At 37.9% G+C, this 12,942-nt stretch carries 15 protein-coding genes; all 15 read right to left on the bottom strand.

Annotation, left to right across the window (positions count from 1 at the left end; translation table 11 throughout):
* Positions 1-54: 54 nt before the first annotated feature.
* On the bottom strand, positions 55-2,571 hold the full coding sequence (secA, locus tag BN986_RS06410) for a preprotein translocase subunit SecA (RefSeq protein ID WP_040978824.1): 2,517 nt from the start codon (positions 2,569-2,571) through the stop codon (positions 55-57).
* A 930-nt stretch (positions 2,572-3,501) separates the two neighbouring features.
* The gene (locus tag BN986_RS26915) at positions 3,502-3,648 is read right to left on the bottom strand and encodes a hypothetical protein (RefSeq protein ID WP_157037065.1); all 147 of its coding nucleotides are present in this window, start codon (positions 3,646-3,648) and stop codon (positions 3,502-3,504) included.
* 462 nt (positions 3,649-4,110) lie between these two features.
* Positions 4,111-4,665, bottom strand: a complete 555-nt coding sequence (gene hpf / locus BN986_RS06405) for a ribosome hibernation-promoting factor, HPF/YfiA family (RefSeq protein ID WP_040978822.1) — start codon at positions 4,663-4,665, stop codon at positions 4,111-4,113.
* 328 nt (positions 4,666-4,993) lie between these two features.
* Positions 4,994-5,347: a flagellar protein FliT gene (fliT, locus tag BN986_RS06400; RefSeq protein WP_040978821.1), complete on the bottom strand. Its 354-nt coding sequence runs from the start codon at positions 5,345-5,347 to the stop codon at positions 4,994-4,996.
* Positions 5,347-5,748, bottom strand: a complete 402-nt coding sequence (gene fliS / locus BN986_RS06395; protein ID WP_040978820.1) for a flagellar export chaperone FliS — start codon at positions 5,746-5,748, stop codon at positions 5,347-5,349. Before fliS ends, fliT begins: the two co-directional genes overlap by 1 nt.
* Before the next feature lie 24 nt (positions 5,749-5,772).
* Positions 5,773-7,278 carry a flagellar filament capping protein FliD gene (gene fliD, locus BN986_RS06390; protein ID WP_040978819.1) on the bottom strand — a complete coding sequence of 502 codons (1,506 nt, stop codon included), beginning with the start codon at positions 7,276-7,278 and terminating at the stop codon, positions 5,773-5,775.
* A gap of 12 nt (positions 7,279-7,290) precedes the next feature.
* On the bottom strand, positions 7,291-7,650 hold the full coding sequence (gene flaG, locus BN986_RS06385) for a flagellar protein FlaG (RefSeq protein ID WP_040978817.1): 360 nt from the start codon (positions 7,648-7,650) through the stop codon (positions 7,291-7,293).
* A gap of 156 nt (positions 7,651-7,806) precedes the next feature.
* Positions 7,807-8,031, bottom strand: coding sequence for a carbon storage regulator CsrA (csrA, locus tag BN986_RS06380; RefSeq protein ID WP_040978816.1), 225 nt, complete (start codon positions 8,029-8,031; stop codon positions 7,807-7,809).
* Complete coding sequence (gene fliW / locus BN986_RS06375) at positions 8,031-8,477, bottom strand: flagellar assembly protein FliW (RefSeq protein ID WP_040978815.1); 447 nt, start codon at positions 8,475-8,477, stop codon at positions 8,031-8,033. The genes csrA and fliW overlap by 1 nt, the downstream gene beginning before the upstream one ends.
* A 12-nt stretch (positions 8,478-8,489) precedes the next feature.
* Complete coding sequence (locus tag BN986_RS06370) at positions 8,490-9,053, bottom strand: DUF6470 family protein (RefSeq protein WP_040978812.1); 564 nt, start codon at positions 9,051-9,053, stop codon at positions 8,490-8,492.
* 159 nt (positions 9,054-9,212) lie between these two features.
* Positions 9,213-10,094 carry a flagellar hook-associated protein FlgL gene (gene flgL / locus BN986_RS06365; RefSeq protein ID WP_040978810.1) on the bottom strand — a complete coding sequence of 294 codons (882 nt, stop codon included), beginning with the start codon at positions 10,092-10,094 and terminating at the stop codon, positions 9,213-9,215.
* Between the two features lie 9 nt (positions 10,095-10,103).
* Complete coding sequence (flgK, locus tag BN986_RS06360; RefSeq protein WP_040978809.1) at positions 10,104-11,582, bottom strand: flagellar hook-associated protein FlgK; 1,479 nt, start codon at positions 11,580-11,582, stop codon at positions 10,104-10,106.
* 18 nt (positions 11,583-11,600) lie between these two features.
* Entirely contained in the window at positions 11,601-12,077 is a 477-nt protein-coding gene (locus tag BN986_RS06355; RefSeq protein ID WP_244444969.1) for a flagellar protein FlgN, read from the bottom strand.
* Between the two features lie 33 nt (positions 12,078-12,110).
* On the bottom strand, positions 12,111-12,374 hold the full coding sequence (flgM, locus tag BN986_RS06350; RefSeq protein WP_040978807.1) for a flagellar biosynthesis anti-sigma factor FlgM: 264 nt from the start codon (positions 12,372-12,374) through the stop codon (positions 12,111-12,113).
* A 49-nt stretch (positions 12,375-12,423) separates the two neighbouring features.
* The gene (locus BN986_RS06345; RefSeq protein ID WP_040978806.1) at positions 12,424-12,849 is read right to left on the bottom strand and encodes a TIGR03826 family flagellar region protein; all 426 of its coding nucleotides are present in this window, start codon (positions 12,847-12,849) and stop codon (positions 12,424-12,426) included.
* Between the last annotated feature and the right edge of the window lie 93 nt (positions 12,850-12,942).

Here is a 12,942-nt window from a genome sequence, read left to right as displayed (position 1 = left end):
GCCTTTTGTCTTTATTCATCTTAAAAATGAATAAAGACTGGTCCATTCAAATTATTATTTCCCATGGCAATTTTTATATTTTTTCCCGCTGCCGCATGGACATGGATCGTTTCGTCCTACCGTATTGTTTTTCACAACCGGTTTTCTTGATTTTTTCTTTTGGCCTTCTCCACCGCCGGAAACAGCTTGAGTATTTTTTACAACTTCCTGCCGCTGTAAATTGTCCTGAATTTGTGCCTTCATAACGTATCTGGATACTTCTTCTTCAATGCTTGCAATCATATCTTCAAACATAGTGAAGCCTTCCATTTGATATTCACGCAATGGATCGTTCTGTCCATATGCACGTAAATGAATACCTTGGCGCAGCTGATCCATTTGATCAATATGATCCATCCATTTCGTATCTACGGTACGTAATAAAATAACTTTTTCAAACTCAGCAAATTGCTCAGGTGTAAGTTCTTCCTCTTTCGCATCATAACGGCGGTTCACTTTTTCCATGATAACGTCTGTTATTTCATCTGCTTCTTTATCCTTGAACTCAGACTTTGTAACATCGCCTTGGTTTAATAAATTACCTTCCACATATTCAACAATAGCATCTAAATTCCAATTGTCTTCATCATTATCCTGCGTATGTGTTGCGACAATTCTTTCTACAGTAGATTGAATCATATTTATAATAATCTCACGCAAGTTGCCGTCCGAATCAATGACATCGAAACGTTGCTTATAAATAATCTCACGTTGCTCGCGAAGTACATCATCATAGGACAGAACTGTTTTACGGGCATCGTAGTTATTTCCTTCGACTCGTTTTTGAGCTGATTCAACTGCACGGGAAACCATTTTGCTTTCAATTGGCTGCGTATCATCCATGCCAAGTCTTTCCATCATGTTTCTTAAATTATCTGACCCAAAGCGACGCATAAGCTCATCTTCCATGGATAAGAAGAATTGGGATATACCAGGATCTCCTTGACGTCCTGAACGACCACGGAGCTGATTATCAATCCGGCGTGATTCATGTCGTTCTGTACCGACTACGGCCAAACCGCCCAGCTCTTTGACACCATCACCCAGCTTGATGTCTGTACCGCGTCCAGCCATATTGGTTGCAATCGTTACAGCACCTTTTTGACCGGCACTTTCGATAATTTCAGCTTCACGAAAGTGGTTTTTCGCATTTAATACTTCATGCTTTACTCCCGCCCGTTTTAACATCTGTGAAATCAGTTCGGAAGTTTCTACCGCTACCGTACCAACCAATACAGGCTGACCAGTTTCATGACGCTCTTTAATATTATCTACAACAGATTTAAATTTACCTTCCATTGTTTTATAAATTTGGTCTGCCCGATCATCTCTTTGAACTGGTTGATTCGTAGGAATCGCTATAACATCCATATTATAGATGCTTCTGAACTCTTCTTCCTCTGTTTTAGCTGTACCTGTCATACCGGATAGCTTTTTATACATCCGGAAATAGTTTTGGAAAGTAATCGAAGCAAGGGTCATACTTTCATTTTGAATCTGTAAATTTTCCTTTGCTTCAATAGCCTGGTGCAAACCGTCACTATATCGGCGGCCCTTCATTTTACGTCCAGTAAACTGGTCAATAATAATGACTTCGCCTTCTTCTACCATGTAATCTGTATCTTTATGCATCGATACATGTGCTTTTAAAGCCTGATTGATATGGTGGGTCAAGGAAACATGGGATAAATCAAATAAGTTTTCAATACTGAAAAATTTCTCTGCTTTATCAATTCCTTGTTCCGTCAATTGTACTGCCTTTGATTTTTCATCAAAAGTATAATCTGTTTCTTGCTGCAATGTACGTACAAACCGGTCTGCCTGCTGATAAAGTGATGCAGATTTTTTGGCTGATCCAGAAATAATCAATGGGGTACGGGCTTCATCAATTAAAATCGAGTCCACCTCATCGATAATGGCATAATTCAATGGACGTTGTACCATCTGCTCTTTATACAACACCATATTATCTCTTAAATAATCAAAACCAAATTCATTATTTGTTCCGTATGTGATGTCTGCTTGATACGCTTTACGCTTATCTTCCTTAGGGAGACCATTATGGTTTAAACCGACTGTTAAGCCTAAAAAGGCAAACAGCTCTCCATTTTCTTTCGCATCACGGTCTGCTAAATAATCATTAACCGTAATAATATGCACGCCTTCACCAGAAAGCGCATTAAGATACGCTGGCATTGTTGAAGCCAACGTTTTACCTTCCCCTGTTTTCATTTCAGATATATTTCCATTATGCAGAGCTACTGCCCCTACTAGTTGTGTACGAAACGGGCGCATCCCCAGCACACGTTTTGAAGCTTCACGGACAACCGCATATGTTTCCACAAGAAGGTCGTCCAATTTCTCTCCATTTGCAATCCGTTCTTTAAATTCATCTGTTTTCATCTGTAATTCGTTATCCGAAAGCTTCTCTATTTCAGGCTCTAATGCTTCAATTTTGTCCACCTGTTTTTCGATACGCTTCACTTGTTTTTGATTTCCATCACCAAAAATCTTTGTTAAAAATCCTGCCATAATGAACGCTCCTCAGTTAATTGAAACTTTTATTGCTAATCTATCGCATCACACGTTATCGTGTAATTCATATATATTTTTCACCATTGTTTACTAGTTATAATATCATAGTTGTTCAATTTATCATGTTATATAGACAATGGTCAATATAAGTAATCATAACACTTCCTAAACCGTTATGACAACTTACATTGTCCGCTCCCATTCTGTCAATGTGTCCTTTAAGTTTTCAAATAATTGGTTCTCTGCAAAAGATCCTGACTAGTACAAAATGAACTTGCTTTATCAACCGCAGACTTTGACAGAAATTATTTAGCTTGGTCTATCCTTAGAGACAGGAGTTGATTGTTCTTTTGATAACTTCCTTGACAAAGAATAGAAGCTGAAGAGCGTGCTGATCTCACAGGAGTCAAAACGGTCCGCCTCCGCTGGTAAGGTGTTCTATACGTGGAAAATAGCTCGCCAAATTTATGTTCGATCAGATAGAATATATTTTTTATGCTGCATGGTAAAATGTTCCGCCAAGTTTATTTTCTGTGCATGAAAGCTATTCCTGATGTTAACTATCCATGCTGCCATGATTGGTTGTTCAGGCAAAAGCTGCTATTTCGTCCAACCCAACAGGATGTTATCTCTTTCATTCGCAGTAGAATCCTATTAAAGCGGAGTGGTTGGACGGAGCGGCGCTATGCACAATCACCAATTCCAAAATGGCCGAATATTTAACCAAAAGCAAGCACAATAATGAAGAACACGATATTCCTGAAACAGCAAGATATATATACTTATTCTTAAGTGTAAAGGTTGAGTTAGTGACACTGTTCTCCCTGATACAGAAAAAAAGAACTGAAACAACTATTCCAGTCCTAAATGAGGCAGTATTGCGAGGGAGTTTTACGAAGAGTAGTACAAATGATAGTTATACTACTATTATAATTTTTCTTTTTGTTCAGAGGATAGGTGTGCAACATTTCTATTGAGGTTGGCTACAAAACGTAATAGTTGCTGGATCGTTTGCTCTTGCTGTTTCACCCGTTGTTCCAATTCATTTAACAATCGCTGATTCCTATACTGCATGAGACTACCTCCTTTTCATTCTTAATTTATTTATACCACGTTCTTTCTTTTTCCACGAATCAGCAAAATTCATTTTTAAATCGCCAAAATTTGATTTCCTCCAACAGTAAATCGAATTTTCAGTATATAAAAACCGATTTTCATTTTAAGAATAAAAGGAAAAAATGAAATATAATGTTTTTTTCGACAAAATCCATTAATGCATGTGTATTTTATCGAATCCACTGTATGTCTATCCCCTTGCTACCATGCAACATGTTAGAAATCTTGGTTGCCACCAAGCCTTTAGGTGACAATCTTAGTTAGTTACACTTATGCAGTAAGAAAGTTTAAACTTTCTTACTGCCAAAACTTGTAGAGTGCATCATTGCTCACACCTTCATGAATAAAAATAGTATGCTGCCTCAAAAGTTTGAAGCAGCATACTCTCTTATATCTCTTAATATATTTTTCTATTAAAATTTAAACATGTGGCTCAATTAAACCATATTTCCCATCGCGGCGTTTATAAACCACATTGGTTTCTCCAGATTGATCATTTGTAAATACGAAGAAACTATGTCCCAGCATGTCCATTTGCAAGATAGCTTCTTCAGAATCCATTGGTTTTAAATTAAAACGTTTTGTACGTACAAGTTCTATTTGATTTTCACTTTCTTCAGATGCTTGTTTTGCTTCTTTTTCTAATTCAGCAAAAGCATGCTTAGGAGCACCATTTTGTCTAAATTTACGATTAATTTTCGTTTTATGTTTTCGAATTTGTCTTTCTAATTTATCTACGGCCAAGTCAACTGCTGCATATAAGTCAATATGCTGTACCTCTGCCCGCAGTAAGAGATTTGTCATTGGGATAGTGACCTCAATGCGCTGCTCATCATTATAGACACTTAGATTTACATGCACATCGCTAGTCGGAGCGGAATCAAAGTATCTTTCCAATTTGCTGATCTTCTTCTCAACATACTCTCGAATAGCGTTTGTAACCTCAATATTTTCGCCTCTAATATTAAACTTCATGTAAGTGTCCTCCTTCTTTACTTTTATATTTATATTATAGCACTATTTCACAAACTTCTCTTGTCTAAACCATTATTTTTCGTAAACGTTTTCTATTTCATTACTTAAATCCCTTATATGCAGGGATTATAATGGATAATTTTTTTGACAAAATTCGAATCAGCTGACAAGGTACTTTACATTCTATTATATATAAGGAAAGTTAATCTACCATAAAGAAAATGTGGGATTCGGCAAAGGGAGCTTAAAAGGGTTTTTGCTTTCTTAACGTGCAAAAAGATAATCAGCATTTTCAAAATACTGACTACCTTTTTTAGAAACCAAGCCCCTATTTTTTTTGATCTAAGAACATGCCATCCATGCTTTGTATATTCTTATATGGATTCGAATAGCTTGTTGTGGATTTCTTTTGCTGCTGCACCTGTTTCATCTCATTCTTTAGTGCAAAAAATATATATTTAATTTTTTGCTCAATGTCTTGATTCATTTGGACAACTGCTTTACCAAGCTTGTCTTCATCCTGTGTATATGGAGGGGCTATTGCTTCCAGCAGCTGACCTCTTTCTTCCATTTTTTTTTGAAATATATCAATTACCTCTTCACGATTATGCGAATCAATCTCCTGCGATAATAGCTGCAACATGCTTTCTGTTAGTTGGTAGATAGGTACGATACGGTTCATCAGATGGTAGCACCTTGACTATATTTCTGCTGACGGTCCTTTAAAATGACCTGCTTCCAAACATCGCGAAATTCTTCTGCGTAGCCAAGTGCTTCTTCTAATTTTTCCGTATCATTTTTTATATTCGCTTCAGTTAGCAGATTATGCATATAGTCGTATAAAGGCATCATTTGATGAGAAATATCCATTTTCATATCCAGCGTTACCATGAGCTCATTAATGATTTTCTGTGCTTTTTGGATATTCGTATTTTTTGCTGCAAAATCTTTATTTTCTATCTCTTTCATTGCTTGTTTTATAAATTTAATACAGCCGTTGTAGAGCATCAACGTCAGTTCGCCGCCTGATGCTGTATTGACAGCGTTGTTTTGATAGGTTTGATATGCTTTATTACTGCTCATATCAGGTCCACCCTCTCTTTATTATTATACCATTCCAGAACCAAAATTCGACATCAGCATTTCAGATTGCTGATTCATCATGGAAATGGCACGCTCCATCTCTGAAAATTGATTCCAATACCGCGCTTCTACAGTTTCTAAACGACGTTCAAACGTCTCAATCCGGCTATTAATGTCCTCCATGCGCTTTCCTAGTGCATAACCATCCAGAGAAACATCCGTTGATCTTCCAGCACGCCGGTTAATTTGACTAATTGTCCCCTCTACAGCATCTTCCAGACGATCGATTATTCCTCTGCCCTCTCCTTCTGAACTGTTCGAAAAAAGCTTTTCTACACTTTCTGGGTCTTCGGCAAGCGCATCACGAAGTTTTGATTCATCCTTGATAACTAGTTTCCCACCGTCCATATAGTCAGCTGTCGTTTCAATACCAAGTTCCGTTAATGAAGTAAATGCTCCATCATTTTGAACGGTTCCATACCAACTTTGACGCATATTGGATAATCCAGTAGATAGGAACGATTCCCCTCGGAGCATTCCACTTTTTGCTTTTTCTTCCCATAATTCAATTTCACGCTCAGACATATCTGATTTCTGTTCATCTGTTAACGGTGGATAATCACGAAAAACCTCTTCACGTTGAGACCCGTTTATTGTATCAACAATTTCATTATAGGCTTCGATAAATTCTTTAATTTTATCAACGGTATGGTCAATATCGTTGGCTACGTTCAAAGTTGCCTCGCCTTCCGTCTCATTTAAAAATTGGAAGGTGACGCCATTAAGCTGATAATGATTGTCCTGGGTATTTACTGTATAAGCGCCATTATAGGTGAATATAGCGTTTTGAGCACCTTGTTCAGTTTCCATATCGAGGCCTAAACTATTAAAAAAGCCACTTTCATCAGAGCCAAAATCAATTTCCGCTCCACCTTCATTATATACTCCTGTTCGTGTCGCTTCTAAAATAACTTTATTTGAATTTTCATCATAAGTCATACGAACTGGACTGTTCGCATCGTCATTAATTCGTCTGATAACATCAGACAGTTTATCATCCTCTCGTATTTCATATACATGATCTCTGTAATTATTACCGTCTTCCCCATATGAACTATCTTTTCCATATGTTCTAAATGAAATAGAACCAGTAATTCCTGCTTCGTTTAAAGTCTGATCCGTAGCAAAATCTACTCCATCTTCTCCAACATTAATCGCAGAGCTAGCCAATTGACTTACATTAATCCGGTACGTCCCGCTATTCGAGCCACTATTCCCTGTGGCAACAACCGCATCTTCCTGTGTGGAGGAAATAATTTTCGTATTAAAAGTAGCACTCATTTTCATATTAAAAATCATATTTGTATCAAAATCGGCCAACATTTTATTCACATCTCGAAAAGCATCTCGTTTCCATTCTAATTTTGTTCGATCTTGATGTAATTTATCAAGCGGCATTCTCTCTGCATTCATTAAATCTCTAATCATGGATTCCGTATCAATTCCACTTGCCAATCCGCCGATTCGCATGTTTATTCACCTCTATATCTTTTTATTGATTAACAGGCCCATAAAATCGGCCATTTCTGCATACATATCTAACAATTTCTTTGGAGGAATTTCACGTATAACTTCATCTTTATCTGCATCAACAACAGTAACATAATATTTTTCTAATTTATCGTGCATTTCAAACTTTACATTTCTTCGGATTGGCTCTAAAAAGCCATTCATTTTTTCAATAACTTGCTCTACTTGTGCTTTGCTCACTGCTTTGTTCTCTTCTGTCTTCGCTGTTTCTTTTTCGTTTGCTTCAGATGATATCGCAGCGGATGATGTAACAGCCTTAATGGGATGAGGGATAAATGAAGTATCCTGAACTCCAGTTTTATTTACAACCATTAGGTTACACAACTCCTTACTGTTTATCTTTTATATCGGCTTCTTTCGAAAAATATAAAGGGGTAAAAGCAATATTTAAAAACATTATTACTAACTTTATCTCCATAGTTTAAGAAAGAATAAATAATTCCCGACCAAAAACTGGATACTATTAAATTACAGTTTCTCACCTTTTAAGAAATCAAAGAGATTTTGATCAATCTGTGCTGCCTGATTATTTTGATTTTTAATATCTACATAAATTTCCTGTCGATAGATATCTACAGACTTTGGAGCACGAATACCCAACTTGACTTGATCTCCTTCAATCGCAATGACTTCTACCTCAATATCGTCACCTATTTGAATCGCTTCATTTCTTTTTCTGGAAAGTACAAGCATTATTTTTCCTCCTTTTCACGAGAAGGTCGGTTAATTGGCATTCTAGAAGAATAATCATCTGTTTGAAGGACGACCTGTTTTGCCAAATTCTCTTTGACGTGGATCACAATAGGCGCTTTCAGGTTAATGGTACTGTCCGTAAAAGGTTTATTTACAGTGACAATCGTGTAGATAGCCACATCGTTGCGGTCTTGTATATTTAAGAGTTCAATGGTAGAGGGCTCCAGTTCAAATACATAATCCTGATACAGATAATAAGGATCGGTAATGATAAAAGCTAATTGCGTATCATCCACCGATTGTAAAATATGAAACATCTGATTATCAGGAAATTCCAGCAACACAAATTGTTTGGACTCTGAAAATCCGGGGATTCCGGATGGAAATGTAATTATTTTTGATTCATCAACTTCGATTTCACCTAAGTATGCAGATGTCATCTTCATGGTGCACACTCCTTATATTTTTGTATTGACTACTTCTATTGTTAACTCTGGACGCTGAGCGAGAGAGGTTTCTATGCTTCCAGGTGTATATTGCATGATTGGACTATTGACTCTTCCTTCGATTATCGGCTGATGTGTTTGAACTTGAATATCTAATTCTGCCGGTTCATAGGAAGTCTTGACAGCAAAGGTAGAAGGTATAAATGCAAGTCCCAATCGTTTTTGCTCGGAAAACGCATTTTCTATCGCTTGTGTCTTGATAGGATCTGTTCTATTTTCAATTCGCATGAATGCATTCCCTTGACGTGCTCTTCTAGCAATACCTTGCATAGCTGCCTGTTCTCCAGCCTGTGCATTTCTGGCGATACTTTTTTTTGCGCTTAATAAATTCATATCCTCCCATGCTTGACTCTGATCAATGGTTAGTTTTCCTTGTCTTGTATGCATGGAAATTTCTGCATTGGGTTGTCTGATCGTTAAATCACCAGGTGGCTGTGATATATGTAATTGTGCCGGTTCTGTTTGTATTTGTATTTTTGCCTGCTGTGAATGCATTCTAATTTGTGGAATCTCCATCTTTATTCCCTCTCCATCGCTTTTGTTAAAAACACCCCGCTCCAAACAAAATAATGGGCAGGGTGTTTGATCGATAAGAAAATATAACTTTTACGTGAACGAACACTTAAAGCCGAAATTATATCGGACACTCTAAAATAGAACAGGTACGTTTTATTATTATCGTAAAAAGTCAACTAAAGAAGGCTGAATAATCCGGGAACCTGCTGAAAGTGCAGCCCGATGCAAGCTCTCTTGCGTAATCAGATTTGTAATTGCCTCCGCAAAGTCAACATCTTCATTGTCAGATAACGTCTTAGTTGTTACGATTTTTTGGTCAGCTAAGCGGTTTTCAACAAGCTCTACGCGGTTCATACGAGCTCCAATTTCTGCACGTGAATCTAAAATACCTTCAATGGAAGTATCTAATTCACCAATACTCTCCTCAATATTTTCTTCCATTTCCAGATTCTCAATGAATTTACCCACTGTATTAAATAGTTCACCATCTTCACCAAAAACAGTAGACCCATTCATATTTGTTTTTACAGTGACGCCACTTGAAACTTCAATCAGCACATCATCATCGGTAAAATTGGCAGCCACTTCACCATTTTCATCTATAGTTACTGGTGCTATATCTGAGTTGGTTCCATTAAAAATATATTTTCCATTCACACTTGTGTTCGCAATATCCACAAGATGCTCCTGCAATTGCTTTGCTTCTTCTATAATACTCTGATATTCATCACTACTATTGGGACCATTACTCGCCTTTACTGCTAACTCTTTTAATCGTTGCATCGCATGGTTCGCCTGATCAATAGCAGCATCCGTATTCTCCAGCCTGCTATTTGTTTCCGACGTATTTCGTTCAAATTGTTCAATTCTTGCTAACTCAGAACGATACGAAACCCCCTTCATCGCAACCATTGGATCATCAGAAGGTTTGGATATTTTTTTCCCAGTGTACAACTGATCCATGTATTTATTCATTTGTGTACTGTTATGTGTTAAATTACGTAATAAGTTATTAGAAAGCATACTTTGAGTTACACGCATTTTTCTAACCTACCTTCCTACTAGTCCCATTCGGTTGATAACGGTATCTATTAATTCATCCATCGCTGTCATACCGCGGGCAGCAGCATTATAAGCATGCTGGAATTTAATCATATTTGTCATTTCTTCATCTAAAGAAACAGCGCTGATCGATTGACGCTGATTATTCACCTGATGTTGTAAAGTTGCGGTGCTCTCTAGCATTGTATTAGCATGACTAGCGTTAACCCCCACTTCACCAATGAGTGATTCCAGATAACCATTCACAGAAACCCCATCTAGTTCGTCATTGACACTTGTAAAAATAGCAGCTAAATCATCTGCCAAGTCGCCATTTCCTGCATTTCCATCCTTTGACACATTAACATCAGAATGATCTTTTAGTGCAACTGCCATTTTTCCGGCAGCCCCAGGGGCCCCCGATAATTCTTCAAAAAACGGCAACCCGGAATCACCATCTTGATGAAGTTCATTGAAGCTGGATACAATCGCATATGCCATATTATCCAGTTTTTCAAGCACTTCTGGAAAATCTCCTTTTATCTCTCCATCTTCTACATAGCCAGAGGCATGCACATAACTTTGTAGGGTTCCCTTAGAAGAAGTAATATCCACATCGCCTACAGAGATGCTTTCAAAGAATTTCATTCCATTATATTCATCAGGGTCTGTGTATGTAGGCTTCTCTATTTTTGCAATGTCTCCTGTTACCCCATTAACAATATTTACTGGTTCACCTTCTTCAATAATGATATTTACCGTCGCGACACCGTCTCCCTGCTTCCCATCAGGAATGTGGTCTTTATTATACGTCACATCGATATTCACAATTTCTGATAAATCATCTAAAATATTATCACGTTTATCATATAAATCATTGGCACTATAGCCATGTGTTTCGAGCTTCTTAATCTGGGAATTAATATCTCTCAAGTTTTCAATCATGCTGTTTGCTTGATCAATGGTATTCTCTGTTTCCGTTTGTAAATCGGATCGAATCGTGTTCATTGAAGACGACAGATGATTGAACGTATCTGCCAGCGCTTCTCCTCTACTTAATATAACCGCACGCTCCCCATTTTGCTCCGGATTGGTAGCTGCTCCTTTCAACGCACTCCAAAAATCACTTATAGCCGATTCGATGCCTGAATCACTCGGCTCATTTAATAGGTTTTCCATTCTTGAAAGGGCCTCTGTCCGTTGAGCCCAATAGCCTACAGAAGCATTCTCTGAACGGAATTGTGTATCTAAAAATTGGTTACGGATACGCTGAACCGAGCCGGCCTCTACTCCAGTCCCCAATTGACCGGGAAGTTGCGGGCTGTTCATTCCCGGTGATGGATAAGCATTCATCGCTTGCATATTAACGCGTTGTCTGGAGTATCCAGGTGTATTAGCGTTGGAAATATTATGGCCGGTTGTATATAAAGCACTTTGCTGTGTACTCAGTGCTTGACGTGACATTTCTAATCCTCGAAACGTGCTCATTGCGTCCTCTCTCCTTTTCTACGCTTTCGAATCAAACAAAGAACGGCCCGACAGCTTATCTGAAGAGGCTGCTCCGTAATTCATCGATTTTATGGACGGATTAACCAATTCCATTGAAAGCTGTACAAACTTCATTGATTCTTCCAGTAATGCTTTGTTTAATTGTTCCTGCCTTTTTAATTCCGTAATCGTATTCGTCAGCGTAATCGCTGCATCTTCTGCCATTTTCTGTTCTTCTCCATCCAATCGTTGAAGAATCTCTGTAATGGTCAAGGAGTCCACCGAATATTCCTGCTCTTCATTCCACGCTTCGACGACTTCCTGTCTTTTCTTCTCTTGCTTTTCCAGCTGACGAATCAGCTTCTGTTCTTCTAAAAGTAATGCCTGAAATTCGTCTAATTTATTATTTGTTAATGCTTCTGTTTTTTGTTTTGATAATCCAAGCAGATGTTTATGCGTTGCCGTTAAATCATTTATTGCGTGAATCAGCTTCATACTCACACATTTTCCTCCTTCGACTGTGTTGCCTTACTTGCCAGTCCAAAAATCATGCATCTTCCGGGCAACCTTGTCGTAATTTATTTCATATTGATTGTTCTCGATCTTCTGCTTTATTTCATTCACATACGCTGCACGTGCTTCATTGGGCTGTTCCTGCTTCTGCAGCTTCTTCGCTTCATTGGATATTTCAATACTGTCTTTCTTGGAAGCTGCAGACTCTGCCGCCTGCTTATCCTTAAATACTTGCTTGTATGGGTTAAAATTGGTTGGATTTGGTCCATGTATTTTCATTTTCTGCACCCCTTCCAGTAATGCGTAATTTGTTTTGTTTGATCATGATCTATTCATCCTGTTTCCATTCCCCTTTTGCATAATACGTTGTTTCTCTCTCTTCTTTGGATACTTTTTCTTGAATGGACTCCACTGCATCATGCTGCACCAGATCTTCCTTTAACTCTGTTTGACATGAGGTGCATAGACTGCCTTCTGTAATCGGCCGCTGACACCTTTCACAAGGATAAGATAAATTTGGGAAGTTGGAAGGTTGAAGTCTTTTTTCACGGATAAATTTATGAAGAAGACTTTCATCCACAGCTGTCGCTTCTACAATCTGCCCAATTGTAGCCATCCTATTTTCCCGTTTTCTTAAAAAGTTATATACCGTTCTAAAATCTTCTTCTTCTTTTTTATAACACTCGTTACATATTTCTCTAAATTGCTTCACAAACACACGGTTACAACGTTCGCAGTTTGCCAGTTCTCCCATTGACGTTTCTCCTCTCTGCTTTACGTATTGCCAGGAAGGAATATTTCATTTTATGATATTTTCATGGAATGCTTCTGCCTATTTCTATCATCG

This window comes from Oceanobacillus jeddahensis (genome assembly GCF_000750635.1).
GTDB lineage: Bacteria > Bacillota > Bacilli > Bacillales > Amphibacillaceae > Oceanobacillus > Oceanobacillus jeddahense.
The sequence above is the reverse complement of the archived record's forward strand: the minus strand, read 5'-3'. Positions and strand labels throughout refer to the sequence as shown.